A 25385-nucleotide genomic window follows, 5' to 3' on the forward strand; every position below is an offset into this window, starting at 1 on the left:
CAGGGGAGCACAACATGCGAGACATGGTGGAAATCGGCATGGGCCGGACCGCCCGTCGCACCTACGAACTCGGTGACATCAACATCGTGCCGTCGCGGCGGACGCGGTCGTCCAAAGATGTCTCGACGGCGTGGCAGCTCGACGCGTACCGCTTCGAGATCCCGGTGGTGGCACACCCCACCGATGCACTGGTGTCGGTGGACTTCGCGATCGAGATGGGGCGTCAGGGCGGGCTGGGGGTGCTCAACGGCGAAGGGTTGATCGGTCGCCACGCCGACGTCGAGGACAAGATCGCCCAGGTCGTCGAGGCCGCCGAGAAGGACCCGGACCCGTCGGCGTCCACGCGCCTCCTGCAGCAGCTGCACTCCGCGCCGCTGGACCCCGAGCTGCTCGGCGCGGCGGTGGCACGGATCCGCGATGCCGGGGTCACCACGGCGGTGCGGGTGAGCCCGCAGAACGCACAGGCGCTGACGCCGTCCCTGGTGGCCGCTGGTCTCGACCTGCTGGTCATCCAGGGCACGATCATCTCTGCCGAGCGGGTCGCGCAGGACGGCGAGCCCCTGAACCTGAAGAAGTTCATCTCCGAACTCGATGTGCCGGTGGTCGCCGGCGGCGTGCTCGACCACCGCACCGCGCTGCACCTGATGCGCACCGGTGCGGCCGGCGTCATCGTCGGCTACGGCTCGACCTCGGGGGTGACGACGTCGGACGAGGTGCTGGGCATCAGCGTGCCCATGGCGACCGCGATCGCCGACGCCGCCGCAGCCCGACGGGAATACCTGGACGAGACCGGCGGGCGCTACGTCCACGTGCTGGCCGACGGCGACATCCACACCTCCGGGGATCTGGCCAAAGCGATCGCGTGCGGCGCCGACGCCGTGGTCCTCGGAACCCCGCTGGCCATCGCGGCCGAGGCGCTCGGTGGTGGCTGGTTCTGGCCTGCGGCCGCCGCGCACCCGTCCCTGCCGCGCGGTGCCCTGCTGCAGGTGGCTGACGAGGAGCGTCCGGCGCTGGCGCAGGTCCTCAACGGCCCGTCCGACGACCCGTTCGGCTCGCTGAACCTGGTCGGTGGGCTGGCCCGGTCGATGGCCAAGGCCGGTTACTGCGACCTGAAGGAATTCCAGAAGGTCGGCCTCACGGTCGGCAGCTGAGCCTCACTGCATGCTGCGCAGCTGCCGGTTCAGGTAGTCGTCGATCAGCCCGGAGCGCCCGGTGTCCTCGTCGGTGGTGACGAGCAGCGCGTAGAGGCCGAGCAGGAAGTACACGGCACAGTTGATCGGCGTCACGTCGGCCGCGACGTCCCCGCGTTCCTGTGCACCCTCGATCTGACCGGCCACCAGCACGATCAGGGGATGATCCTCGCCGTGCTCGGCAGGGGGACGGGTGGGGGAGAAGTGCAGGGCCAGAAAGTCTTTGAACAGCAGAGCGCCCAGCCGGCGTTCGAGGCCCATCACCAGGTCGGCCGCCTCGCGCAGCGTCGCCGCCAGGTCGCGCGGGGTCTTGGTGAAGGTGGCGAAACGTTTGGCGATCCGGTCCTCTTCCCGGCGCTCCAACTCGAGCAGTACGTGCTCCTTGGTCGGGAAGTGGAAGAAGAACGTCCCGTGGGCCACACCGGCCGCCCCGACGATCGCGCCGACGTCGGCGTCGGCCATGCCGGCGCGCTTGAACTCGACGATCGCCGCGCCCAGCAGACGTTCCCTGGTCTGCAGGCGCTTGGCTTCGCGGGCGCTGATCCCGCCGGGTGTCCGAGGTGGCACAGCCACAGACAGTACTTCCCGGCGAAGTTAGGGTCGCCTTTCTAGCAGGTTACCGGCCGGTAAGGTGATACTGGGCTGATGAAGCCTGACTATGACGTGCTGATCATCGGCTCGGGGTTCGGGGGCAGCGTGAGCGCGCTGCGACTGACCGAAAAGGGCTACCGCGTGGGCGTCCTCGAGGCCGGCCGGCGCTACGCCGACGACGACTTCGCCAAGACGTCGTGGAATCTCCGCAAATTCCTGTGGGCGCCGCAGTTCGGCATGTACGGCATCCAGCGCATCCATCTGCTGCGCAACGTCATGATCCTCGCGGGTGCCGGAGTGGGCGGTGGATCGCTGAACTACGCGAACACCCTGTACGTCCCGACGGAACCGTTCTTCAACGACCCGCAGTGGAGGGACATCACCGACTGGCGCGCCGAGCTGACGTCGCACTACGACCAGGCGCAGCGGATGCTGGGCGTGGTCACCAACCCGACGTTCACCGACGCTGACCGCATCATGAAGGAAGTCGCCGAGGACATGGGCGTGGGCGACACGTTCGTGCCGACGCCCGTGGGTGTGTTCTTCGGCCCCGACGGCGAGAAGGCCCCGGGCAAGACCGTGGCCGACCCGTACTTCGGAGGTGCGGGCCCGGAGCGCACCGGCTGCATCGAATGCGGCTCGTGCATGACGGGATGCCGGTACGGGGCCAAGAACACGCTGGTGAAGAACTACCTGGGGCTCGCGGAAAAGGCAGGCGCACAGGTGCATCCGCTCACGATGGTGTCCAGCTTCGAGCAGCGGCCCGACGGGGTGTGGGAGGTGCGCACCGTCCGCACCGGTGGCAAGCTACGGCGCAGACGGCGGACGTTCACCGCCAACCACGTGATTCTGGCCGCGGGCACCTACGGCACGCAGAAGCTGCTGTTCAAGATGCGCGATCAGGGCAAGCTGCCGAAACTGTCCGACAAGTTGGGCGTGCTGACCCGCACGAACTCGGAGTCGATCGTCGGCGCCGGGCGGCTCAAGGTGGGCGATGACCTCAACCTCACGCACGGCGTCGCGATCACCTCGTCGATCCATCCGACCTCCGACACCCACGTCGAGCCCTGCCGTTACGGCAAGGGGTCCAACGCGATGGGGCTGTTGCAGACGCTGATGACCGACGGCACGGGGCCGCAGGGCAGCGACGTGCCGCGCTGGCGGCAGCTGGTGCAGACCGCGCGTAGCGATCCGAGAGGCACACTGCGACTGCTCAATCCGCGGCGGTGGAGCGAACGCACGATGATCGCTCTGGTCATGCAGAACCTGGACAACTCGATCACGACGTTCACCCGCAAGACCAAGTTCGGCTTCCGCATGCTCGACAGCAAGCAGGGCCACGGCGAACCGAACCCGAGCTGGATCCCTGCGGGCAACGAGGTGACCCGGCGCATCGCGGAGAAGATCGACGGCGTGGCCGGCGGCACCTGGGGCGAGCTGTTCAACATCCCGCTGACGGCGCACTTCCTCGGCGGCGCGGCCATCGGCGACAGCCCCGAGCACGGCGTCATCGACGCGTACCACCGGGTGTGGAACTACCCGACGCTGTCGGTCGTCGACGGGGCGGCCATCTCGGCCAACCTCGGTGTCAATCCGTCCCTTTCGATCACGGCGCAGGCGGAGCGCGCGGCGTCGCTGTGGCCGAACAAGGGCGAGGAGGATCTGCGGCCGCGTCAGGGCGAACCGTATCGCCGGCTGTCGCCGATCGAGCCGAAGAACCCGATGGTGCCCGCGGAGGCGCCGGCCGCGCTGCGCAGGATCCCGATCGAGCCGGTGAGCTCGGCGGGCTAGGTGTTACACCGGCGGCGGGCGCAGAAGCTGATCGACAGAGCTCAGCCGTTCGCCGCCGAGCCGCTACTGGCGTGCGCCAATTTCAGTTGGCGACATGCGGAGTGGGTATTGGTCGGGGTCGGTGCGACGCGGCTGTGGATCATCGAGGCGCACCGCCTGCGTCCCGATGCCGGTACGTCGCTGATCGGTTCCTGGCCGCGGGGAGACGTCCGCCTGACCGAGGAGCGGTTGCCCTACCGGCTGGGTCCGGTGCGCGTGGGAACGAGGCGGGCGATCCGGTTCGAGTTCCCCGATCGGGAATCCGCTGTGCTGCAGCCCTTCGGGCCCGAGGTGAACGCGCTGCTGGACGCGCACCGGGACTGGCCCGGCGGCATCCGCTGGGATGACCTCGTCCAGGTCGCGTTGATCGCGTCCTCGGAGGCCCCGTCGCGTGAGGACGTCTACTTCGCGCTGACCTACGACGACGAGACGACCGACTTCCTCGCTCTCGGCGACGCCGGCCACGCGCTGCCGAAGCTGCAGGCGCTGCCGGGTTTCGACAACCGGGCGTTCGAGCAGGCGATGAACATCACCGACGAGGCCGCGTCGGTGCTGTGGCGGCGGTGAGCACACACCACAGTTCGCGGCCGGACGTGATCACTTCGGCGTCGTTCAACGCTCCCGGGGGAGGGCCCTCGGCGGCCCGGTCGACCACCACGCTGATCTCCGCCTGATCGCCGGCGGTCGTCAGCACGACACGGGCCGCGGTCGTAGCGAGGTCGAGCACCGTGCGCAGCGGTCTGATCAGCGCGTCGATCTGCTCGTCGTCCAGGTCGGGGAGGGGCCCCGACAGGTCGATGACGACGTCGACCCGCCGGGCTTCGGCGTCGTCGATCAACGGCCTGACACGCTGCATCAGTGGGTGGTCGAACGTGGCGGCCTGATCGAAAAGTGCGCGGAGGCGGCGGTTCTCGGCCCTGGCACGCAACTGCGTGTCCTGATCGAGGTGCTCGCCGCGGGTCAGCGCGTCGAGCAGAGGGACCACACCGGCCACGATGGTGGCGTATCTGCGCTGATACTCACTGCGCAGCGCCTGCGAGATGCGGTCCCGGGTCAGCAGGCGCTGACGCGCGCTGTTCTCGACCTCCACGGCGGTGGCGGCCTCACGCATGAGGCCGTTGAAGACCAGCGCGAACAGCTGCACCCCCAGGATGCTCGCGCTGCCGAACCCGATGTTGACGAGGAGAGGTGTCGAGGGGTCCCGCGCGAACGCGACCGCGCTGTTGATCACCCAGTAGGTGACGATGATGGCCGCACCGCTGCCGGTCCGCAGTGACAGCATCAGCGGCACCATGCACCAGCCGATGGCGCCCTGCGCCCAGTGCGCGTAGCCGAGCACCATGTCCTGCGGCAGCGATGCCGGCTGGGCGACAGCCACGATGAGCACGGCGATCGCAGCCGGCCACGCGAATATCCACCGCTGCCAGAGGATCCCGGGAACGGCGGCCGCCGCGGCGAGTGCGGCGAGAACACCCAGCACGGCATCCTGCGGCGGCACCGTGATGGCGAGGTTCACCAGCGCGTAGGCGGTGAGCGCGAGACCGTAACGGGTGCGGGTCCGGTCGATGAGCCGGTCCGGGTCGACTGCCGGCGGATCGATGATCGGTGGGGTTGTGCGCCAGCACAATTCGGTCACTGTTCCCGATCCCGGTGAGGACGTGACCGCGGCCCGGCCGTGGGCCCGACGCATCCGTCCGACGATCGACTCGTCGATACCGTGGCCTCGGCGCCGGGCCAGTGGATCGAACCCGACGCCATCGTCGGCGAGGCGCACCGAATGCTCTGAGACGGTGACCCGTAGCAGGCCGGCACGCGCGTGGCGGTCGACGTTGGTCATCGCTTCGCGCGCCGCGGCGATGACCGAGTGGGCGGTCTCGCCGGCCACCCAGAGTCGTTCAGGGCCGTCGAATTCCACCGGTGTCGAGAGGTGCGCGGCGCAGTCCCGCAGAGCGGCAACGAGTTCGACGCGCGGTGGGGGTGGCTGCCAGTTGCCCTCGCGCAGCAGCTCGAGATCGCGGCGAGCCTGGGCGGCGACGCGTTCGGACGGCAGGGTGGTGCCGTGGCCCACCATGAGCAGCGTCGAGGCGGCGGTGTCGTGCAGGAGGGCGAGTTGTTCGCGTTCGTAGTCGCGGACCGCGTCGGTGACCCGCCTGGCGATCTCGGCCTCCGCGCGGTCGCCGCGCGCCCGGTCGATGGCCCCTGCCACGTGCAGCAGCATGAGCCGGATGATGGACGACGTCGCACACTGGACGGCGAAGTAGTAGAGCGCTGCCACCGAGGTCACGTCGTCCCAACCGGTCACCGCCGCCGCGCCCATCGCATACGTTGCGGCGATACCGAGGGTCATGGGAATGCTGGCGAGCGCCGACACCGACACGGAGATGCCGATGACCGCCGTTCCCGCGATCGCCTGCGGCGCGGTGTTGCTCAGGTGGAAATTGGAGTCCGGCACCAGGATCGGGACGGCCAGACACACCGCGATCGTGACGGCGTAGTCGACGACAAGCCAGCGCAGTGCCGGGGACCGGGTCATCAGGCGGTAGGCCGACCAGCACGCCACGGCGGCGAGCAGCGCCGTACCTGTGGGCAGCGCCGCCGAATTCGGATCAACCAGCGCGATCCCCGACACGGCGAGGTTGACGGTGTGCCGCATCAGCAGACCCACCTGCGCCGCGCGGCTCATCAGCTGATGCCGCGCCTCCGGCCCCCCACGTGTCGCCACGGCCCTCCCCAGCGAACCCCACGCCCTCGTGCCGGTACGTTAGCCCGCGCCTCGTGCTCCCGCAGACGCCGGCGGGGCCCGGGAGTGTCGGTCGAACGTATCAATTCGCCGATGTCGGCTTTTCCTACCCGTGTCGCGCTTCCTAATCTCGAACGAGGCCTACCTACCCCACACCGCTCGGCCGCCGTCGAGCGTTCCCATCGACGACCCACGAACCTGTTCGCAACGCCGCAGACGTTTCCTCGCGCGAGGAGATCGACGTCTGGGTATAAATACCCGCAGGGTAGGGAGGCACTTGCCGAAAAGTGTCTATCTGGGGGAGGTGTCGGGGGGATGTCCCGCGAGGGGGATGCGCGCAATCCGGTGCGCATCGCGATCATCGACGACCACGATGTCGTCCATGCCGGAATCCAGGCGTGGTGCGCCGATGCCGATCCGCCCATAAAGGTGGTGGACAGTTTCACGCGCCCGGCCGAGTACTTCGCGAAGTACCCGGGACCACCCGACGGCATCGACGTGGTGCTGCTCGATCTGCAGATCGAGGGCAACCGGCCGGATTTCGACGTGCTGTCCAGCCTCGCCGACCGGGATCAGCGGGTCATCGTCTACTCCCACATCACCACCGACGAGGTGATCCTGACGTGCCTGGAGCTGGGGGCGGTGACCTATCTCGTGAAGTCCGAGGGCAAGCGGCACCTCATCGAGGCGATCCACTCCGCTCACACCGTCACGCCCTATGTCGGGCCGCGCATGGGCAAGGCCATGCTCAACGACAGCACCGTGGGGCGGATCAAGCTGACCGACCGGGAGAAACAGGTCCTCGTCGCCTGGTTTCAGACCGAGAGCAAGGACCTGGTCGCCAAGCGGCTGTTCATCGCTCCGACGACGGTGCGTACCCACCTGCAGCGGGCCCGGGCCAAGTACGCCGGGGTGGGTCGGCCGGCGCCGACGAAGTCGGCGCTGCTGGCCAGGGCGATCGAGGACGGCATCCTGAGCCTGAAAGACCTCTACTGAGCGCTTTCGTTCGTTCGGCCGACAGACAGTCCGGCACCCGGCCGATAGCGTGGCCAGTGCTCGGGGGAGCCAATGTGGTCGCCGGTAGCGCTGGGGTAAATCGGCGGCAAGGGGGTTCGCCGAATCGGGGGCGCTCCGGCGATCACGTTGCCCGACGACCTTCACTACACTGACCCGGTGGAATCTGCAGCTCCCCGTCCCGTGTTGGTCGTCGACTTCGGCGCGCAGTATGCGCAGCTGATCGCCCGGCGGGTCCGCGAGGCGCGGGTGTTCTCAGAGGTCATCCCCCACACCGCGAGCGTCGAGGAGATCAGGGCGCGCAATCCGCGGGCCGTCGTCCTGTCGGGCGGACCGTCGAGTGTCTACGCCGACGGCGCCCCGCGGCTCGACCCCGCACTGTTCGATCTCGACGTCCCCGTGTTCGGCATCTGCTACGGCTTCCAGGCGATGGCCCAGGCGCTCGGCGGCACCGTCGCCCACACCGGCACCAGCGAGTACGGCCGCACCGAGCTGAATGTCGCTGGCGGCGAATTGCATTCCGATCTTCCCGGCATCCAGCCGGTGTGGATGAGCCACGGCGACGCGGTGACCGAGGCCCCGGAGGGGTTCGAGGTCGTGGCCAGCAGCGCCGGTGCGCCCGTCGCGGCGTTCGAGAACCGGGGCCGCCGGCTGGCCGGTGTGCAGTACCACCCCGAGGTCATGCACAGTCCGCACGGGCAGCAGGTGCTGAGTCGCTTCCTGCACGAGTTCGCCGGGATTGACGCCGCCTGGACACCTGCCAACATCGCCGACGCCCTGGTCGAGCAGGTACGCACGCAGATCGGCGAGGGGCGTGCGATCTGCGGACTCTCCGGCGGCGTGGACTCGGCGGTGGCCGCGGCGCTGGTGCAGCGCGCCATCGGCGACCGGCTCACCTGTGTCTTCGTCGACCACGGACTGCTGCGCGCCGGTGAGCGCGCACAGGTTCAGCGGGATTTCGTCGCCGCGACCGGCGCCAAGCTGGTGACCGTCGACGTCGCCGATCGGTTCCTGGAGGCGTTGTCGGGGGTCACGAACCCCGAGGGCAAGAGGAAGATCATCGGTCGCGAGTTCATCCGCGCGTTCGAGGGCGCGGTGCGCGATGCCCTCGGCGTGGTCGACGGCGAGGTCGAGTTCCTGGTCCAGGGGACCCTCTATCCCGACGTGGTCGAATCGGGCGGGGGTTCGGGAACCGCCAACATCAAGAGCCACCACAACGTCGGCGGCCTGCCCGACGACCTGAAGTTCGCGCTTGTCGAGCCGCTGCGTCTGCTGTTCAAGGACGAGGTCCGGGCAGTCGGGCGCGAGCTCGGTCTGCCTGAGGAAATCGTTGCGCGCCAGCCGTTCCCGGGTCCGGGCCTGGGCATCAGGATCGTCGGCGAGGTCACCGCCGACCGGCTCGACACGCTGCGCCGCGCGGATGCGATTGCGCGCGAGGAACTCACGGCGGCCGGCCTGGATCACCAGATCTGGCAGTGCCCGGTGGTGCTGCTGGCCGACGTGCGATCGGTCGGTGTGCAGGGCGACGGCCGCACGTACGGCCATCCGATCGTGCTGCGGCCGGTGTCGAGCGAGGACGCCATGACGGCCGATTGGACGCGGGTGCCTTACGAAGTGCTGGAACGCATCTCGACACGGATCACCAATGAGGTGCCCGAGGTGAACAGGGTGGTGCTCGACATCACCAGCAAGCCACCGGGCACGATCGAGTGGGAGTGACCGCCCCGATTGCTGAGCACCCCGGGGCGTTGACCCTGGATGCCGGTGGCTGGCATGGGATTCCGCGCCCAGGGCGACACCCCGGGCTAGCAAACTCGTTTGCCGACCCGTCGCCGCGGTGGACGTGGCACTTCGGACCGTAGTTTTGCTGCGGAAACCGGTGCAGGCGCACTGAATCTGGCCGCCGCGCCGCTGAGTCCCGGCGAAACGCTGAAATGGCAGTCAGGCGCAAAGGCTTGCTGAAAATTTTCTTTGACTACATAATCAGCCGATGATCAGCCCGACGCGCTGGAGAATCGCGCTTGCTGTTGTGTTGGCTTCTGTATTGAGTTTCCTGACAGTGCATGTCGGCCCGGCCGCGTCGGCACAACCTCAGGGCGCGCACATCACCGGCATCGAGCACGTCAACGAGCGGTGGGACAAGGTGTCGGTGTTCTCCCCGTCGATGAACAAGGTCGTCGTCAACGACGTGTACAAGGCGGCCAAGCCGGGTGCCCCGACCTTCTATCTTCTGCCCGGCATCGACGGCGGCGACGACCTGGCCGGCGGCGGGATCGCCCCCGGTGGCAAGAGCTGGTTCGGGATGACCGACATCCAAGGCTTTTTCGCCGACAAGAACGTCAACGTCGTGTCGCCGCTCGGCGGCCCCTACAGCTGGTACACGAACTGGGTCGCCGATCCCAGCAAGCAGTACCAGACCTACATGACCCAGGAACTGCCCCCGCTGATCAACGAGGAGTACGACACCAACGGCAAGAACGGTGTCGGTGGGCTCTCCAGCACCGGGGGCACGGCACTCGACTACGCGGTCCAGATGCCCGGCATGTACCAGGGTGTCGGCTCCTACAGCGGCTTCCTCACCCCCTCCGACAACGCCGGGCAGGTCGCCCTGACGCTGTCCAGCGGCGGCGCCAGCGCCGACGCGATGTGGGGGCCGCAGGGCGGGCCGCTGTGGGTGGCCCACGACCCGTCGAAGAACGTCGAAAAGCTGCGCGGTGTCGCCATTTACGTCGCGGCGTCCGCGTCGGGCAACATCGGTTCCGTCGACCGTCTGCCTCCGAATTTCGGACCGAACATCACCGGGGGCTTCATCGAGCGCATCGTCGCCGACAGCACCCGGGTGTTCGCCGACAGGGCTGCGGCAGCGGGCGTTCCGGTCACCTACGTGGTGCGACCCGACGGTTCGCACACGTGGGGTCTGTTCGAGTCGGAGATGCAGGAATCGTGGAACACCACGATCGGTCCGGCGCTGGGCGTCTGACTCAGGCGCCCGGGAGGGCCATGTCCCAGAAGGCGATCTCGCTCCTGAGGACCTCGGCTATCACGTCGTCCTGACCCTCAGGCGTCGCCAGTTCGCCGAGAAGTTCGACGTATGCGGCGAATTCCGGGACGGTCCAGTGCTCGACGAACTCACGGTACGGCGATGACTCGGAGGCCGCCGTGGACCACGCGAGTAGGTAGACCCGTTCGACGACCCAGAGCGCGGTGACCGCCGTGTGGTAGGGGGCGGCGTCAAGTCGTTGCAGGAGTTGGCGATACGCCAGTGTCGCCGGCAGCGGCGGCTGGTCCATGTCGATCCCGCGATGAGCCGCCTGGTCCTCGAACCAGTCCAGCTCGGACACCAGGGCGGCGCATCCACCGACCAGCGCCGAGTGGGCAGGACGCGGTGCGCGGGCGAGCAGCCGCGCCTGGAATGCCAGCAGGTCGGCGACGAAGATCGCATCCTGTGCCAGCCATCTGTCGAAATCCGCGTCGCTGAGGGTGCCGTCACGCACGGCGATCAGAAAGCGATGCCGGGTGGCAGCAGACCACAATTCATCGAGCACGGTCACTCCCCGGCGGCCTCTGCGCTCTTGGTGATCAGATCACCGAGCAACTGCGCGACCGTGGATTCGACGGCCGACTCGATCGAGAACGCCAAGGTCGCCCCGACCGCGGACACCGCCTGGGTGCGGAATCGGACCAACGTGGTGATCAGCTCGGCGACCTCGACATCGTCGGGCACGGCCGCGCCGGGGTTGATCTTGTCGATGACGGCGTCCAGGCCGGCTTGGACCAGGATCTCGCTGATCCGGTCGAGCAGAGGACCCACCTCGACGTGGACATCGATGAGTTTGTCGAGAGCCACGCCGTACTGCCGGATCTCGGTGAAGGCCTCCACCAGGGTGGGCCGCACGATGGTGGCGTGCTCGTCGTCCTCGATCCGAATGATGCCGAGGCCGACCATGCGGTCGAACCCGGCCGGGTCGTCGATCAACCGGTGCGCCTGGGCGAGCGTCATCCGCTGCGGCTTCTCGGTGGCCCAGCTGCCCGCGATCGCCGACTCGAGACCCAGCATGTCGCCGAGGTCCTTGCCCTGCTCCCAGGCCGACAGCATCTCGTTGACGTGGGCGATGTTGTAGCCGCGATCGAGCATCGACGTGATCAGGCGCAGCCGGGTCAGGTGCGTGTCGTTGAACAGCGCGATCCGCCCGACCCGAAGCGGCGGATGCAGCAGACCGCGGTCGCGGTACACGCGGATGTTGCGCGTCGTGGTGCCCGCCAGCCTGGCCAGTTCGTCGATCCGGTACTCACCCGATTCGGCCGACCCGTGCGGTTGCACCGCGGCGTCGAACAGCTGGGACACCGCATTCTCGATCACATCGCGCGAACCGCGGCGGATCCTGCGCAGGATCGTCGGGATGGGACCGGACATGTCGTCCTCAGGCCGTCGACGTCGCGACCCGCGGCGACGCGTCGTGCGCCACCGCGTCGAAGTCCTCGAACCGAATCCGTCGCATCTGTCGAAGATACTGGGTCGCGAAACCCGGGTACATCGAGGCGTTGAATCCGTCGGCCGTCAAATACCAGCTGTTGCAGCCCGACATCCAGGTCGTCCTGGTCAGCCGTTCCTGCAGCTTGTCGTTGTACCTGGCCTGGACGTCGGCGCGCACGTCGAGGTAGCGCAGATTCTGGTGCACGATCGTCGTGATGGCGGTGACCGCGTAGTCGATCTGCCCCTCGACGTACACCAGCAGCGAGTTGTGTCCCGGTCCCGAGTTGGGCCCGGTCATGAAGAACAGGTTCGGATAGCCGTGGGCGCTCGCGCTCTTGTACGCCTCGGCATGGTCGGCCCATTCCTGCTGCAGTGACCGGCCGCCCAGCCCGGTGACCGGAAACGGCGGCCCCGACAGATGGACGTCGTAGCCGGTGGCGAACACGATCGCGTCGAGATGGTGCTCGACGCCGTCGCTGGTCCGGATTCCGACCGGGCTCAGCGTCGCGATCGGCCAGTCGATCAGCTTGCAGTTCTCCCGCTGCAGCGCCGGGTAGTACTCGCTGGACATCAACATGCGCTTGCAACCCGGGGTGAAGTCGGGGGTCAGCTGACGCCGCATCCACGGATCCTTGACCTGCGCGCGCAGATGCGACCTGCCGAGACGGGCGACCAGTCCCGACAGCGGCGATTTCCACACCAGTGCCGTCGCGGTGGCTTCGTGGCCCCAGTACAGCGCCTGGCGGGCAATCTCCTGTGTGACAGGCATTTTGGCGAACAGTGTCTGCACCGCTGCCGGCATCGGGACGTCGAGGCGGGGGAGCACCCAGCCGGGGGTCCGCTGGAAGACCTTCACGAAGGCGGCCGTCTTGACCAACTCGGGGACGATCTGCACTGCGCTTGCTCCGGTACCGATGACCGCGACCCGCTTGCCGGTGAAGTCGTAGTCGTGGTCCCAGTCCGCGCTGTGGATCGTGTGACCCTCGTAGGTGTCGACACCCCGGATGTCGGGGAGCTTGTGATCGGCCAGTGGTCCCGAGGCCAGCACCACGGTCCGTGCCAGCAGGTGTGTGCCCTCCGCCGTCGTCGCGGTCCACACGCCGGCGTACTCGTCGAAGCTCAGGCCGCTGACCTCGGTGCCGAACCGGATGAGCGGGCGCAGCCCGTGGTCGTCGGTCAGAGCCTCGATGTGGTCGCAGATCTCACGACCGGACGGATAGGCCCGCGACCATGACGCGTTCTTGGCGAAGGAGAACGAGTAGAGCAGCGACGGGATGTCGCAGGCGACACCGGGATAGGTGTTGTCGCGCCAGGTCCCGCCGACCCGGTCGCCGCGTTCGACGATGACGATGTCGTCGATCCCGGCTTCCCGGAGCTTGATGGCGGTGCCGAGCCCGGTGAATCCGGCGCCGACGATGAGGGTTTCGTGGACGTGCTGAGGATCGGTCACGGGTCAGGCCGCCGGCTCGTGGGTCAGTTCCTTGAACCAGCTCGGGATCGGCTTCAACAACGCCTTCGGATACAGCTCCGATGCCCGCACCATCGTGTTGGCCAGCAGATGGTAGGGGTGGCGGGGTTTGACGACCATCGCCGCATGCCGGCGCAGCACCCGGTAGGTAGGCACCCGGTGGGTGAACTCACCGCGTTCACCGAGGGTCTGAAAGCGCTTGACCGCGTTGTAGAGTCGTTCGGGTTCCAGACCCATGCCGACGATCTCGTTGCGGATGCGGTTGAGCAGCGGGATGTACATGATGGCACCGAGGATCAGGCCGGGGGTCGCCACGCTGCCGATGAACTCGATGGCCAGCCGCCGGAGATCGGCGTGCCCGATCATGTTCAGCACCTCGAAATCGACAGCGATGTGCCGTGATTCGTCGTTGTTGATCTTCTCGAAGACCTGATGGCACACCGGGTCGTCGACCTCTTCGAGCAGGAACTTCAGCAGCGCACCGTCCAGGGCCACCTCCAGCATCGGGATCACGGTGCCCAGAATCGACAGAGACATGTCGTCGGCATAGGTGTCCAGCCAGTCCATGGCCAGCCGGATGTTGACGTTGGGTTCAGGCATCTCGACAGTCGCTCCGCTCTCGTCGGTGTCGAGCATGCCCCACCGCTTCATCAACGCCAGTTCGGCATTCGCGTGCCGCTGCTCCTCGGCGTGGAAGTAGCGGTAGATCTCGGCGATCGTCGGGGTGGGCGCCTTCTTGGCCAGTGCCGCGAAGCCGCGGGCGCCGATGTTCTCGATCCAGCAGAGGTCGGCCATGAAGGCCTTGAGCTTCGGCCGCTGCTCGTCGGTGATCTTCTCGGCGCCGGGGGCGTCCCAGTCGATGTCGGCCAGGGCCCACTGCCGGTCCTTGATCTTCGCCAGCATGATGTCCATGTCGATGGCCACAGGTCCTCCTAGGTGGTGATGCGGGTGGCGAGACCCGCGGCGCGGGTGTACACCGTCGGGGTGAAACGCTTGATCCCCCAACCGATCCGGGCTTCGGGATTCGGCATGCAGTAGAGACCGCCGCGGTCGAGGGTGTCCAGACACGTTCGCGCGACGCGGTCGGCCGGGAATCCGGTGATCCGCATGAGCCGGTCGGCCAGTTGGGTCGTCTGGGCCGGGATCCGACCGGAACTGACGATGTTGGTCTTCACGAAGGTCGGGCACAGCACCGTCACGGTGATGCCGGTGCCCGCCAGCTCGGCGGCCAGTGTCTCCGACAGCGACAGGGTGCCTGCCTTGCTGACGTTGTAGGCGGCCATGCCCGGGGCGGCGCCGAACGCGGCGGCGGATGCGACGTTGATGATGCCTGCCGGACGACCGGCTTCCCGCAGGAGGGGTGCGAACACGTGGCAGCCGTGGATCGGTCCCCACAGGTTGATGTCCAGGACCCAGCGCCAGTCGCCGAGCTCCGCGTCGCCGATGACGGCCCCGCCGGCGCCGACACCGGCGTTGTTGATGACGAGTGACGGTGGGCCCCCGAACCACGACTGTGCCTCGTCGGCAAGGCGATACATCTCGTCGACATCGGTGACGTCGCAGCGCAGGGGGAGTGCCGCAGCGCCGATCTCGTCGGCCGTGGCCTTGGCGGCGTCGAGGTCGATGTCGCTGCACACCACCCGTCCGCCTCGACGTGCCAGCTCGATCGCGAACGCGGCGCCGATGCCACTGCCTGCGCCGGTGACGACCGCGTCGGCGTCCTGGGAGCGTTTCGTCCCGAAGGGCCACATGGGTCAGCCCGCCTGTTCGATGTCGTGTGAGCGCAGGGCGTCGGCGACGAAGCCGGCGATCTTCTGCATCGCGGGGGTGGCTTCCGGGGTGAGTCGCGGCAGCGCCTGGAAGACATGCACCTGGTCGGGCCAGATCTGGAGTTCGCACGGGGTGCCGGAACTTCCGAGATCCTCGGCGAGGGCGAGGGCATCGGCGGCGAGCATCTCCGCACCGCCGGCCTGGATCAGTGTGGGCGGCAGCGTCCGTCCACCGGCCACGTCGAGCCGCAGCCGCGGGTGACCGGATTCTGTTCCGGTGCAGTATAACTGGATGAGTCGAGCGGCATCGCGGGAACGGATGGCGGGGTCGGGGCGGTCCTTCTCGCGGGATCGGGCCAAGCCGAAGGTCAGATCCACCAGCGGGGACATCAGCACGAGGCCGGCCGGGTGACGGACGTCGGGCTGCAGCAGGAGGTCGACGGCGAGATGTCCGCCGGCCGAGTCTCCGGCCACCACGATCTGGTCGGGGGCGATACCGCACCGTTCCGTGAGCCAGTCCCAGCCGTTGCGGACATCGTCTGCGGCGGTGGGGAATCGGTGCTTCGGGGCCAGTCGGTAGTCGATGCTGAAGACAGGCAGTCCGGTGAGTTGTGACAGCCATGCCGTGAGTCGCCGGTGGGTGCGGGGTGAGCACAGGACGAAGCCGCTGCCGTGGACGAAGTAGATCGCGCGGTCTGTCGCTGTGCGGGACACGCCGGCCCCGTACACCCACTCGCCGATGACGCGTCGGCCGTCGGGGGTGGTGGTGTCGACCCGGACAGCCTTGGTGTTGGCCAGGGACGGGCCGAAGGTGTCCATGATGCGGGCGACGATCTGGCGGGAGGTCCACAGGCCCCACGCCTGGTCGGGTGGAAGCACGCTGCTGATCTGTCGCAAGGTCAGGCTGCTGACATAGGCCGCTCCCCGGGAGCGCCAGGAACCGCGTTTCGCCGACTGCGCCGACTCGTCGTTGAGCACCCGACGGATACAACTCGCAATGATGACATTTGTCAATGTCCCTATTGCGCGGTGGCACCGTCCATCTTGTTGACGCTGTCGGTGGGTGGGTGTTTACTGGCTTCATCGAACAAAGTTTCGAATAACGCAAGTGTCGGATGGTGTGAAAGGTGCTGTTGTGACGACACCACAAGGTCTGAATCGGTGTCCGGTCACGCGCGCTGAGCAGGTAGAACAGCTGCGCAAGCAGATCGCGTCGGTACCCAGCAAGGTGGGGGGAAGTCGTCGGGCCGTTGCGCCGGTTCCCGAGCCTTCGCCGACGCCGGATTCTTTGCTGCCGGTGCCCGAATCGCTGGCTGAAGTGCTTCCGGATTCGTTGCCCCGGGGAACGGTGGCGGTCGTTTCGGGGGCTCGATCGCTGCAGCTGAGCATGATCGCGGCGGTGACGGCCGACGGCGGCCACGTCGCGATCATCGGCCAGCCCGACACCGGGCTGTTGGCTGCCGTCGAGATGGGCGCCGATCTGAGCAGGATCGCGGTCATTCCCGAACCGGGTGCCGACCCGGTCGAGGTGGCGGCGGTGCTGATGGACGGAATGGATCTCGTGGTCCTCGGACTGGGAGGCCGAACGGTGCCGGCGACCCGGGCCAGGGCAGTGGTGGCCCGGGCGCGGCAGCGGGGGTGCACGCTGCTCGTGACCGACGGGGACTGGCAGGGCGCGTCCGCTCGGCTGGCCGCGCGCGTCAGCGGATACGAGATCGCAGGCGGTCGCGACGGGATGCCGCCGGCTCCGGGGTGCGGACGGATCAGCAGGGTGCGGTTGACCATGCGGGCCCGGGGCCGTTCCGTCGGCCGCCCGGCGCGCGCCGTGGGCGGATGAGATGGCAGGCAGGGTACTGGCGCTCTGGTGCATGGATTGGCCCGCCGTGGCGGCTGCCGCGGCGGCCGAGCTGCCGCCGACGGTGCCGGTTGCGGTCACGCTGGCCAACCGGGTCATCGCGTGTTCGGCGGCGGCCCGGGCCGTGGGGGTGCGGAGGGGGTTGAGGCGTCGGGAGTCGCAGGCCCGCTGTCCCGAACTGCACGTCGCCGCCGCCGATCCCGCCAGGGACGCACGTCATTTCGAGAACGTGACGGTCGCCGTGGATGATCTGGTGCCCCGTGCGGAAGTGATGAGACCCGGGCTGCTGGCGTTGTCGGTCCGCGGTGCCGCCCGGTACTTCGGGTCCGAGCAGACCGCCGCCGAGCGACTCGTCGACGCCGTGGCCGCGGCCGGCGCCGAATGCCAGGTCGGCATCGCCGATCAGCTGCCCACCGCCGTCTTTGCGGCCAGGGCGGGCCGGATCGTCGATGCCGGTGGTGATGCGCCGTTCCTGGCGGGTCTGTCCATCCGGCAACTGGCCACCGAACCCAGCCTCGCGCCCGCCACCCGCGAAGAGCTGGTGGACCTGTTGTGGCGCATGGGGATCCGCAAGATCGGGCAGTTCGCCGAGTTGTCCCGCAGCGATGTGTCGTCCCGCTTCGGAGCCGATGCCGTCGCGGCGCACCGCATCGCCCGCGGAGAGCCAACCCGGGGTCCGTCCGGGAGGGAACCCGAGGCCGAGCTCGACGCGGTGATGAACTGCGATCCGCCTGTGGACCGGGTCGACGCGGCTGCCTTCGCGGGCAGATCGCTGGCCAGCGTGCTGCACCGGAGCCTGGAGGCGGCAGGTGTGGGCTGTACCCGGCTGGCCATCCATGCCGTCACGGCCAATGGTCAGGAGCTCGAACGTGTCTGGAGGTGCGCCGAGCCGCTGACCGAGGACGCCACCGCCGACCGGGTCCGCTGGCAATTGGACGGATGGCTGAACAGGCGCAACCCCGGCGATCGTCCCGCCGCGCCGATCACGACATTGCGTCTGCGTCCCGTCGAGGTGATCTCGGCAGAAGCATTGCAGTTGCCGCTGTGGGGCGGCGTCGGTGAAGAGGACCGGCTGCGGGCGCGGCGCGCCTTGGTGCGCGTGCAGGGTCTGCTCGGCCCCGACGCCGTCAAGGTTCCGGTGCTCAGTGGGGGGCGGGGGCCTGCCGAGCGGATCACCTTGACCTCCCTGGGAGATGAGCTTGTGCCCCAGGCGAATCCGGACCAGCCATGGCCGGGCCGGTTGCCGGAGCCGTCACCGACTGTCCTGCTCGACGACCCGGTCGAACTGTTCGACGCCGAGGGAAACCCGGTACGGGTCACCAGCCGGGGACTTTTCTCGGCGGATCCGTTCCGTTTGCATGCTCCCGGGCGGTCCGGCCGATTGTCGTGGTGGGCGGGGCCGTGGCCGGTCGACGAACGATGGTGGGACCCCACGCAGTCGAAAAGTGGCAGGACGGCGCGGGTCCAGGTGCTGCTCGATGCCACGCAGGCCATGCTGCTGTGCTACCGGCAGAGGAGGTGGTACCTGGAGGGAATCTATGAGTGATGACACTTTGATTGCGCACAATTGAATCGCGTCCTACTGTTAGACCGTGGCTTCGGCCACTCTGACCGAGGAAGGAAGACGCATGAAAACGCTCTATACCGCTGAGGCTCTGGCCACCGGGGAGGGACGTGACGGGCACGGCCGCACGGCCGACGGGACCCTCGATCTCGATCTGGCGGCTCCCAAGGAAATGGGTGGCAGCGGAAAAGGAACGAATCCGGAGCAGCTTTTCGCGGTGGGCTACGCGGCGTGTTTCCACAGCGCTCTGCGTCTGATCGGCCGGCAGGACAAGATCGACGTCTCGGATTCGTCCGTGGGAGCGCGGGTTTCGCTGGGTGCGCTCGACAACGGCGGTTTCGGGCTCGCGGTCGAGCTCGAGGTGACGCTCCCGAACGTCGACCACGAGACGGCGAAACAGTTGACGGAGAAGGCGCACCAGGTGTGCCCGTACTCGAACGCCACGCGCGGCAATATCGAGGTGGCGCTGAGCGTCACAGACGACTGAGGTGGCGCTGAGCGTCACAGACGACTGAGGTGGCGCTGAGCGTCACAGACGACTGAGCCTTATAGGCGGCGGGCAAATTCCCCGACGCGGGCGATGAAGTGGTCGAAGAACGCGGCGGGGTCCACCTGAACGGCGATGAGCGCGTTCGGTTCTCGTCCCCAACGGTGGCTCCAGTCGGCGATGGTCATCCCGCGGGTCAGGGTGCCGGTGAGTTCAACGTCGACCGGCGCCGGGCGGCATTGCACCAGTGAGGTGTCGAGCGCGACCGCGGCGGCCAGTGGGTCGTGCAGGTGCGCGAGATAGCCTTCGCCCTGGTCGTGGTGAAATTCGAAGTAGAACCGCATCGCGCCTTCGAGCACCCGGATCAGCGGATTGGACGCCGTGGACACGGTGCCGCGCGCGTCGTGCAGCGACATCGGAAGCGAGGTCGATCCGGCCGCCTCGGCCAGCCTGCTCAACAGCTCCGGCGTCATCGCGGCGTGTTCGGTGAGGTTGAGACCCAGCACGATCGGCAGGTGATCAGCGCCCGCGTCACTCCACGCGCGGAACACCTCTGCGGCCGATTCCGGGTCGACGCTGACGTTCCATTCCGCCACCGGCGTGGTGTTGCCGCGGTAGTCGAAGGCGCCGCCCATGATGACCAGCCGCTTCAACAGCCGCGGCAGCGCGGGTTCGGCACGCATGGCCAACGCGAGGTTGGTCAGCGGTCCGGTGGCGATCCCGATCAACTCACCGGGGTGCGCGCGTGCGGCCCGCACCCACGCCTCGGCGGCGTCGTGCTCGGTGAGTGCCGCGGTCGGCGCCGGCAGCTGCGCGTAGCCGAGGCCCTGGGGTCCGTGGGTGTCCTCGGCCGTGCGCAGGGGAGCCACCAGCGGGGTCTCCGAACCGCGGGACACCGGTACGCCACTGATCCCGCACAGCTCCAGAAGCGCCAGGTTGTTCCGGCAGACAGCGTGCACGCCAACGTTTCCCGCGGTCGACGCGATACCGACCAGTTCCGCCTCGGGGCTGCCGAACAGGTACACCAGCGCCATCGCATCGTCCACGCCGGTGTCCACGTCGAAGAACACCGGTTCGCGCATCGCGGTCACCAGTGCACGCCGGGCACGAGCCGCACCGCGTGCCTGACGGTGCGGGGGACACGCATCGACGGAACGGGCAGCCCGGGTCGTCTCGTGCGGCGCGCCGAGGGTGGCGCCGGCTCCGGACGGTCCGAGGCGATCCCGCGTGCCGCAGGCGAATCGGGATAGCCCAGGTAGAGCTGGTGCAGCACCCGCCGGGAGAGCCTCGGCGTGAAGTACATCCCGATGTCGGACAGGGTTCCGACGGGGGTGTCGATACGGGCGGGCTTGTCGACGAGCCCACGGACCACCATCGCGGCGGCATATTCGGCGGTGATCGGCGGCATCGGGTTGAGCCTACGGGACGGTGCGATCATCGGCGTGCGCACCAGCGGCATGTGGATGTTGGTGAACGTGATGTGATCCGAAAGTGTCTCGGTGCCAACCACTTCGGAGAACGCATCGAGTGCTGCCTTGCTCGGGACGTAGGCACTGTACTTCGGGCTGGCCGCCTGCACGCCGGCGCTGGAGACGTTGACGACGTGCCCGAACCGGCGCTCGCGCCAGTGGGGCAGCAGCGCCAGCACCATGCGCACCGGGCCGAAGTAATTGACCGCCATCACCCGTTCGTAGTCGTGCAGCCGATCGGTGGACGCCACGACTGAGCGTCGAATCGAGCGGCCCGCATTGTTGACCAGATAGTCCACGTGGCCGAAGCGGTCGAGGATGTCGGCGATCGTGTGCTCGACGGCAGCCGCGTCGGTCACGTCGCACAGGAACGCGTGCGCGTCGCCGCCGGTCTGCCGGATCTCCTCGATCAGCTCGTCGAGCGCCTCGGCGTTGCGCGCCAGCGCGAACACGGTGGCGCCCCGTGTGGCCACGGCGATCGCCGAGGCGCGGCCGATTCCGCTGGACGCGCCGGTGATGAGGACGTGCTTTCCGACGAGGGGCCCCTGCGGGTCGTCGCGTCGCGACCGGTCCGGATCGAGGTGTGCGGCCCAGTACCGCCACAGCCGGGGCGCATACGAGGCGAACTCCGGCACCACGATCCCGGTGCCGCGAAGTGCCTCGTCGGTGTGCTCGCAGGTCAAGGTCGGCGCGAGCTCCACGACGTCGAGAACCTGTGCCGGGATGCCGAACTGGATGGCCGCCATGTCACGGACGACCTTCGCCCGCCCGCGGGCCGCCAGCAGCGGTGCGGCAGCCGCCCGGGGCAGCGACCCGACCAGCGGGGGCAATCCGGCGGCGCGTGCGACGCCGCGGTAGATCCCGCGCAGGCCGACGGTCCTCGGGGCGGTCAGGTGGAACGTCTGTCCGTCTCGGCCGTCGGCGTGCATGAGTGCGGACATCGCGTCCACCACGAAATCGACCGGCACGATGTTCGTCCGCCCGGTGTCCGGCAGCACCATCGGTGTGAAGCCGGGGAGCGCCGACAGCTTGGCCAGCAGCCCGAAGAAGTAGTAGGGGCCGTCGATCTTGTCGATTTCGCCGCTGCGGGAGTCGCCGACCACCACCGCGGGGCGGTAGATCCGGTACCGCAACCCGGCTGCGTCGCGGACCAGTCGTTCGGCCTCGAACTTGGTGCGGTGATACGGGGTCGGAAGGTCCTGACCGAGGTCGAAGTCGTTCTCGGTGAAGACGCCCCGGTGCGTGCCTGCGACGGCGATCGACGACACGTGGTGCAGGGTGGCGCCGAGCCGCTGAGCCAGCGCGATCACCGCGGCGGTCCCCTCGACGTTGGCGGCGCGCTGGGGGGCCTCGGGTGCGGTCAGGTCGTAGATGGCCCCGCAGTGCACGACGTGCCCGACGGGACCGAGGTCGGCGACCGCGGCGTCGGACAGGCCGAGACCGGGCTCGGTGAGGTCGCCGGGCAGCGGCTGCACCCGCTCGTCCCAGTGCTGCGCGCGGTGCTCGAGCTTGGCGAGGGATCCGCGGCGCACCAGGATATGGACCGCGGTGGTGTCGGGACGGTCGAGGAGTGTGGAGACCAGCCGGCTGCCAATGAACCCGGTACCGCCGGTAACGACATAGCGCATGCGAGCTATGGTCACCCGTCCCGGGAGTCCGGTCAACTGTGGATTCTCCGTCCAATCTCCCCGCAGTGAGGACAGACTCCACGCTGCCTTCGCAGTTTCAGAGCCGCACCAGCGAGAAGGGGTAGGTCAACGTGCCGCCCGGCGCTCCGTCGCAGCCCACGGCAAATGTTGATGTCAGCGTGCCTTGCAGCGTGGTCGCGTCCCAGGTGTAGACATCGTGAGTCGCAATGACGGGTCCGTAATAGACGTTGCCGCAACGCATTCCGTCCGGAATGTCGACGGACAGCGTGTAGCGACCGTCGGCGAGGTGCGCGTCGCCGCTGTACTCGAAGGCCTTTGCGACGGGCATCGGTATCGCGTCGATGCGTCGACAGTCCGGTGCATCCGGGATGCAGTAGCTCACCGCCCACGTCCAGGTATGAAAGTCGTACCGCCCTTGAATGAGGAGCGAGTAATTGGCAAAGAACGGGGCGGCATGTGACGGCGATGCCAAGGAGGTCGTCACCGCAGCAGCGGCGAACAGCACCCACAGCGAATTCGCGACCTTCATCGCCTGCCTCCCCACTTGCGTGACCGCCATCCTGTGACAGCCCGCATCACATGTGCGAGCCACCATCGATGCGTACCTCGGTGCCTGTCATGAAATAGGCATCATCGCTGCCCAACATCGCGACCACACCGGCCACCGCATCCGGCGGGGCGAAGATCGCGCCGCCGTCGAGGGGAAGCATCGGCGCCACCTTGCCGAACAGGGCGTAATCCGAGTCCTCGGGGAGGCCCGGCCCGATACTTTGGCGTGAGGACCCGGTGCCATCGGTCATGCCGGACGAGATCGACCCCGGCTGAACGGAATTGAAGCGAATGCCGGCCTTGGCAAATTCCATCGCCCACGAATGGGTCATCGACAGCACGCCTCCCTTGGAGGCTGCGTAAGCGGCCATATAGGGGTGGGCGAAATGCGCGGAGGTGGAGCTGAAGTTGACCACCGCGGCGTGACGGCCCTCGTGCAGCGCGGCAATGCATTCGCGGGTGACGAGGAACGTTCCGATGAGATTGATACGCAGAACCTGCTCGAAGTCGGCGAGCGTCGTCTGGGCGAGATGCGCCGACCGCAGTATCCCGGCGGCATTGACCAACGTGTCGAGGCCGCCCAACGTGTTGAGAGCGTCCGCCACACCCGCGGCGACGGACTCCTCGTCGCTGATATCCATGACGACAGTCGTCAGGCGATCGCCGTGAGCGGTCGCTGTGGTGGCAGTGTCGGCGAGTCCCTCACTGCTGATGTCGGCAGCGACGACGTGGCCTCCTTCACCGAGGATACGAAGCACGCACGCCTGCCCGATGCCCGATCCGCCCCCGGTGATGAGCACGCGTCGTCCGGAGTAGCGCGAGAGTGGGAGGGGCGGCTCTGCGGACATTGCGGTCACGACACGGCTCCTGTCGAGTTTTCTGCGGCATTGATCGCCGATTGTGGCATCGGCTGTCCAACTTCGCGTGCAGAGCGGCGCGAGCGTGGCGCGGTTCCCGGTGGGTGGGACGCGATGTGTTCTACGTCATGTCGACCTGCCAACGTGTCTCTCGCCGCAACGACAGGTAGCAAAGAGTCACCGAGGGAGGTTCACCGGCATATGGTCAATAAGGCCGCGGACCGTCGGTCCCTGGGGCTTTCGGTACTCGGTTCGGGTGTGGCGGCGCCGATGCAGGGGGTCGGGGGACTTCTGTCCATGTCCGCTGATGCAGTGAAGTTCCTCTTTCGGCGGCCGTTTCAGGGCAGGGAATTCCTGGAGCAGTCCTGGTTCGTCGCACGCGTGTCCCTTATGCCGACCCTGTTGGTGGCCATTCCGTTCACCGTGCTGGTCAGCTTCACGTTGAACATCTTGTTGCGGGAGTTGGGGGCCGCCGATTTGTCCGGCGCCGGTGCCGCTTTCGGCGCCGTCACCCAGGTCGGGCCGATGGTCACCGTGTTGATCGTCGCGGGAGCGGGAGCGACGGCAATGTGCGCCGATCTCGGTTCGCGCACGATCCGGGAGGAGATCGACGCGCTCGAAGTGCTGGGAATCAACCCCGTTCAGCGTCTGGTCACTCCTCGGATGCTGGCGTCGGGACTGGTCGCCTTGCTGCTCAACAGCTTGGTCGTGATCATCGGAATCCTTGGTGGTTACTTCTTTTCGATCTTCATCCAAGACGTCAACCCCGGCGCCTTCGCCGCCGGTATCACGTTGTTGACCGGTGTCCCCGAGGTCATCATCTCGTGCGTCAAGGCCGCACTCTTCGGTCTGATCGCGGGTCTCGTCGCCTGTTACCGCGGGTTGAGTATCAGCAGCGGCGGCGCGAAGGCGGTAGGCAACGCCGTCAACGAGACGGTGGTGTATGCCTTCATGGCGCTGTTCGTCGTCAACGTCGTGGTCACTGCTATCGGCATTCGAATGACGTCCGGATAGCGAACGATCATGGCAACCGCACGCACGCTCTATCCGCGTCTGACCCAGCAGCTCGGACGCCCTGTGGACACTGTGAGCCGGATCGGCGATCACACCTCCTTCTACGGCAGGGCCCTCGCTGGGGTTCCCCATGCGGCCGTCCACTATCGCAAAGAGATCATCCGCTTGGTGGCCGAGATCAGCATGGGCTCGGGAACTTTGGCCATGATCGGCGGCACGATCGTCATCGTCGGGTTCTTGACCTTGGCGGCGGGCGGCACCCTTGCGGTGCAGGGCTACAGCTCGCTGGGTGACATCGGAATCGAAGCCTTGACCGGCTTCCTCGCCGCGTTCATCAACGTGCGCATCTCGGCGCCGGTGGTGGCCGGAATCGGTCTCGCGGCGACATTCGGAGCGGGCGTCACCGCACAGCTGGGCGCCATGCGGATCAACGAGGAAATCGATGCCTTGGAGACCATGGGAATTCGCCCTGTCGAATACCTGGTCAGTACCCGCATCGTCGCCGGCATGATCGCCATCACGCCCCTTTACTCCATCGCCGTGATGCTGTCCTTCGCTGCGAGCAAGCTGACCACCGTTGTCCTGTTCGGGCAATCGGCTGGGCTCTACAACCACTACTTCACCACCTTCCTGAATCCGAAGGACCTGTTGTGGTCGTTTCTTCAGGCCATCTTGATGGCGATGGCAGTCCTGTTGGTGCACACCTATTTCGGCTACTTCGCCAGCGGGGGACCGTCAGGGGTGGGTGTCGCGGTCGGTAACGCAGTGCGGACGTCGCTGATCGTCGTGATTTCGGTGACCTTGCTCGTGTCGTTGTCGATCTACGGCTCCAACGGCAACTTCAACTTGTCGGGTTAGGGGTTAC

The 25385-nt window shown here is 67.6% G+C and carries 23 protein-coding genes; 11 read left to right on the top strand and 12 right to left on the bottom strand.

The annotated features are described in order from the left end of the window. Nucleotides 1–14: 14 nt before the first annotated feature. Nucleotides 15–1151 carry a GuaB3 family IMP dehydrogenase-related protein gene (locus FHR72_RS25655; RefSeq protein WP_183474185.1) on the top strand — a complete coding sequence of 379 codons (1137 nt, stop codon included), beginning with the start codon at nt 15–17 and terminating at the stop codon, nt 1149–1151. A gap of 3 nt (nt 1152–1154) precedes the next feature. Here FHR72_RS25655 and FHR72_RS25660 read toward each other — a convergent pair whose 3' ends face one another. After that, nucleotides 1155–1763: a TetR/AcrR family transcriptional regulator gene (locus tag FHR72_RS25660; RefSeq protein ID WP_396888524.1), complete on the bottom strand. Its 609-nt coding sequence runs from the start codon at nt 1761–1763 to the stop codon at nt 1155–1157. A 72-nt stretch (nt 1764–1835) separates the two neighbouring features. On the opposite strand from FHR72_RS25660, the gene FHR72_RS25665 reads away from it, so the two are divergent. Together FHR72_RS25665 and FHR72_RS25670 are read left to right on the top strand one after the other, a co-directional pair. Continuing rightward, nucleotides 1836–3572 carry a GMC oxidoreductase gene (locus FHR72_RS25665; RefSeq protein WP_183474188.1) on the top strand — a complete coding sequence of 579 codons (1737 nt, stop codon included), beginning with the start codon at nt 1836–1838 and terminating at the stop codon, nt 3570–3572. A 108-nt stretch (nt 3573–3680) separates the two neighbouring features. Then, on the top strand, nt 3681–4178 hold the full coding sequence (locus tag FHR72_RS25670; RefSeq protein WP_183474191.1) for a hypothetical protein: 498 nt from the start codon (nt 3681–3683) through the stop codon (nt 4176–4178). Here the strand turns inward: FHR72_RS25670 and FHR72_RS25675 are convergent. Then, nucleotides 4141–6333 carry a sensor histidine kinase gene (locus FHR72_RS25675; protein WP_311736258.1) on the bottom strand — a complete coding sequence of 731 codons (2193 nt, stop codon included), beginning with the start codon at nt 6331–6333 and terminating at the stop codon, nt 4141–4143. The two genes, FHR72_RS25670 and FHR72_RS25675, sit on opposite strands and share 38 nt — an antisense overlap. A 333-nt stretch (nt 6334–6666) precedes the next feature. Here FHR72_RS25675 and FHR72_RS25680 point away from each other — a divergent pair, with 333 nt between their 5' ends. The 3 genes from FHR72_RS25680 (at nt 6667) to FHR72_RS25690 (ending at nt 10345) form a co-directional block, all read left to right on the top strand. Beyond that, nucleotides 6667–7347 (top strand): response regulator transcription factor, encoded by a 681-nt coding sequence (locus FHR72_RS25680; RefSeq protein WP_183474194.1) that lies wholly within the window; start codon nt 6667–6669, stop codon nt 7345–7347. Between the two features lie 177 nt (nt 7348–7524). Further along, a complete protein-coding gene (gene guaA / locus FHR72_RS25685) occupies nt 7525–9084 on the top strand; it encodes a glutamine-hydrolyzing GMP synthase (protein WP_183474197.1) in 1560 nt (519 codons plus the stop codon). A 325-nt stretch (nt 9085–9409) separates the two neighbouring features. Continuing rightward, a complete protein-coding gene (locus FHR72_RS25690; protein WP_183474200.1) occupies nt 9410–10345 on the top strand; it encodes an alpha/beta hydrolase in 936 nt (311 codons plus the stop codon). Between the two features lies 1 nt (nt 10346). Here FHR72_RS25690 and FHR72_RS25695 read toward each other — a convergent pair whose 3' ends face one another. Genes FHR72_RS25695 through FHR72_RS25720 form a run of 6 tightly spaced genes read right to left on the bottom strand, consistent with a single transcriptional unit; the run spans nt 10347 to nt 16054 of the window. After that, complete coding sequence (locus tag FHR72_RS25695) at nt 10347–10910, bottom strand: TenA family protein (protein WP_183474203.1); 564 nt, start codon at nt 10908–10910, stop codon at nt 10347–10349. A gap of 2 nt (nt 10911–10912) precedes the next feature. Further along, entirely contained in the window at nt 10913–11779 is an 867-nt protein-coding gene (locus FHR72_RS25700) for a MerR family transcriptional regulator (RefSeq protein ID WP_183474206.1), read from the bottom strand. A gap of 7 nt (nt 11780–11786) precedes the next feature. Next, a complete protein-coding gene (locus FHR72_RS25705; protein ID WP_183474209.1) occupies nt 11787–13289 on the bottom strand; it encodes a flavin-containing monooxygenase in 1503 nt (500 codons plus the stop codon). A 3-nt stretch (nt 13290–13292) separates the two neighbouring features. After that, the gene (locus FHR72_RS25710; RefSeq protein ID WP_183474212.1) at nt 13293–14231 is read right to left on the bottom strand and encodes a ferritin-like domain-containing protein; all 939 of its coding nucleotides are present in this window, start codon (nt 14229–14231) and stop codon (nt 13293–13295) included. 8 nt (nt 14232–14239) lie between these two features. Next, nucleotides 14240–15058 carry an SDR family NAD(P)-dependent oxidoreductase gene (locus FHR72_RS25715; protein WP_183474215.1) on the bottom strand — a complete coding sequence of 273 codons (819 nt, stop codon included), beginning with the start codon at nt 15056–15058 and terminating at the stop codon, nt 14240–14242. A gap of 3 nt (nt 15059–15061) precedes the next feature. Next, complete coding sequence (locus FHR72_RS25720; protein WP_183474218.1) at nt 15062–16054, bottom strand: alpha/beta hydrolase; 993 nt, start codon at nt 16052–16054, stop codon at nt 15062–15064. A gap of 157 nt (nt 16055–16211) precedes the next feature. On the opposite strand from FHR72_RS25720, the gene FHR72_RS25725 reads away from it, so the two are divergent. The 3 genes from FHR72_RS25725 to FHR72_RS25735 all read left to right on the top strand — a co-directional run bounded on the left by FHR72_RS25725 (nt 16212) and on the right by FHR72_RS25735 (nt 18982). After that, nucleotides 16212–16913, top strand: a complete 702-nt coding sequence (locus tag FHR72_RS25725) for a DnaE2-dependent mutagenesis accessory factor ImuA' (RefSeq protein WP_183474221.1) — start codon at nt 16212–16214, stop codon at nt 16911–16913. 1 nt (nt 16914) lies between these two features. Further along, complete coding sequence (locus FHR72_RS25730; protein WP_183474224.1) at nt 16915–18477, top strand: DNA polymerase Y family protein; 1563 nt, start codon at nt 16915–16917, stop codon at nt 18475–18477. An 82-nt stretch (nt 18478–18559) separates the two neighbouring features. Then, nucleotides 18560–18982 carry an organic hydroperoxide resistance protein gene (locus FHR72_RS25735; protein ID WP_183474227.1) on the top strand — a complete coding sequence of 141 codons (423 nt, stop codon included), beginning with the start codon at nt 18560–18562 and terminating at the stop codon, nt 18980–18982. A 59-nt stretch (nt 18983–19041) separates the two neighbouring features. Here FHR72_RS25735 and FHR72_RS25740 read toward each other — a convergent pair whose 3' ends face one another. From FHR72_RS25740 to FHR72_RS25755, 4 genes are all read right to left on the bottom strand, one after another. Then, complete coding sequence (locus FHR72_RS25740; RefSeq protein ID WP_183474262.1) at nt 19042–20064, bottom strand: nucleoside hydrolase; 1023 nt, start codon at nt 20062–20064, stop codon at nt 19042–19044. Nucleotides 20065–20069: 5 nt separating this feature from the next. Further along, a complete protein-coding gene (locus FHR72_RS25745; RefSeq protein WP_183474230.1) occupies nt 20070–22079 on the bottom strand; it encodes an SDR family oxidoreductase in 2010 nt (669 codons plus the stop codon). Between the two features lie 97 nt (nt 22080–22176). Continuing rightward, nucleotides 22177–22629: a hypothetical protein gene (locus FHR72_RS25750; RefSeq protein WP_183474233.1), complete on the bottom strand. Its 453-nt coding sequence runs from the start codon at nt 22627–22629 to the stop codon at nt 22177–22179. A 46-nt stretch (nt 22630–22675) separates the two neighbouring features. Then, nucleotides 22676–23497, bottom strand: a complete 822-nt coding sequence (locus FHR72_RS25755) for an SDR family NAD(P)-dependent oxidoreductase (RefSeq protein WP_183474266.1) — start codon at nt 23495–23497, stop codon at nt 22676–22678. A 210-nt stretch (nt 23498–23707) separates the two neighbouring features. Here FHR72_RS25755 and FHR72_RS25760 point away from each other — a divergent pair, with 210 nt between their 5' ends. Next, nucleotides 23708–24520, top strand: a complete 813-nt coding sequence (locus tag FHR72_RS25760) for an MlaE family ABC transporter permease (RefSeq protein ID WP_183474269.1) — start codon at nt 23708–23710, stop codon at nt 24518–24520. 9 nt (nt 24521–24529) lie between these two features. Next, on the top strand, nt 24530–25378 hold the full coding sequence (locus tag FHR72_RS25765) for an MlaE family ABC transporter permease (RefSeq protein WP_183474236.1): 849 nt from the start codon (nt 24530–24532) through the stop codon (nt 25376–25378). The last annotated feature ends 7 nt before the right edge of the window (nt 25379–25385 follow it).

Source organism: Mycolicibacterium iranicum, assembly GCF_014190915.1.
GTDB lineage: Bacteria > Actinomycetota > Actinomycetes > Mycobacteriales > Mycobacteriaceae > Mycobacterium > Mycobacterium iranicum_B.

Bases quoted from the DNA above. Each gene is read 5' to 3' on its own strand.
- FHR72_RS25750 (WP_183474233.1), bottom strand. From the start codon at position 22,629: ATGAAGGTCGCGAATTCGCTGTGGGTGCTGTTCGCCGCTGCTGCGGTG.
- FHR72_RS25765 (WP_183474236.1), top strand. From the start codon at position 24,530: ATGGCAACCGCACGCACGCTCTATCCGCGTCTGACCCAGCAGCTCGGA.
- FHR72_RS25680 (WP_183474194.1), top strand. From the start codon at position 6,667: ATGTCCCGCGAGGGGGATGCGCGCAATCCGGTGCGCATCGCGATCATC.
- FHR72_RS25735 (WP_183474227.1), top strand. From the start codon at position 18,560: ATGAAAACGCTCTATACCGCTGAGGCTCTGGCCACCGGGGAGGGACGT.
- FHR72_RS25655 (WP_183474185.1), top strand. From the start codon at position 15: ATGCGAGACATGGTGGAAATCGGCATGGGCCGGACCGCCCGTCGCACC.
- FHR72_RS25755 (WP_183474266.1), bottom strand. From the start codon at position 23,497: ATGTCCGCAGAGCCGCCCCTCCCACTCTCGCGCTACTCCGGACGACGC.
- FHR72_RS25715 (WP_183474215.1), bottom strand. From the start codon at position 15,058: ATGTGGCCCTTCGGGACGAAACGCTCCCAGGACGCCGACGCGGTCGTC.
- FHR72_RS25760 (WP_183474269.1), top strand. From the start codon at position 23,708: ATGGTCAATAAGGCCGCGGACCGTCGGTCCCTGGGGCTTTCGGTACTC.
- FHR72_RS25665 (WP_183474188.1), top strand. From the start codon at position 1,836: ATGAAGCCTGACTATGACGTGCTGATCATCGGCTCGGGGTTCGGGGGC.
- FHR72_RS25745 (WP_183474230.1), bottom strand. From the start codon at position 22,079: ATGCGCTATGTCGTTACCGGCGGTACCGGGTTCATTGGCAGCCGGCTG.
- FHR72_RS25700 (WP_183474206.1), bottom strand. From the start codon at position 11,779: ATGTCCGGTCCCATCCCGACGATCCTGCGCAGGATCCGCCGCGGTTCG.
- FHR72_RS25730 (WP_183474224.1), top strand. From the start codon at position 16,915: ATGGCAGGCAGGGTACTGGCGCTCTGGTGCATGGATTGGCCCGCCGTG.
- FHR72_RS25740 (WP_183474262.1), bottom strand. From the start codon at position 20,064: ATGCGCGAACCGGTGTTCTTCGACGTGGACACCGGCGTGGACGATGCG.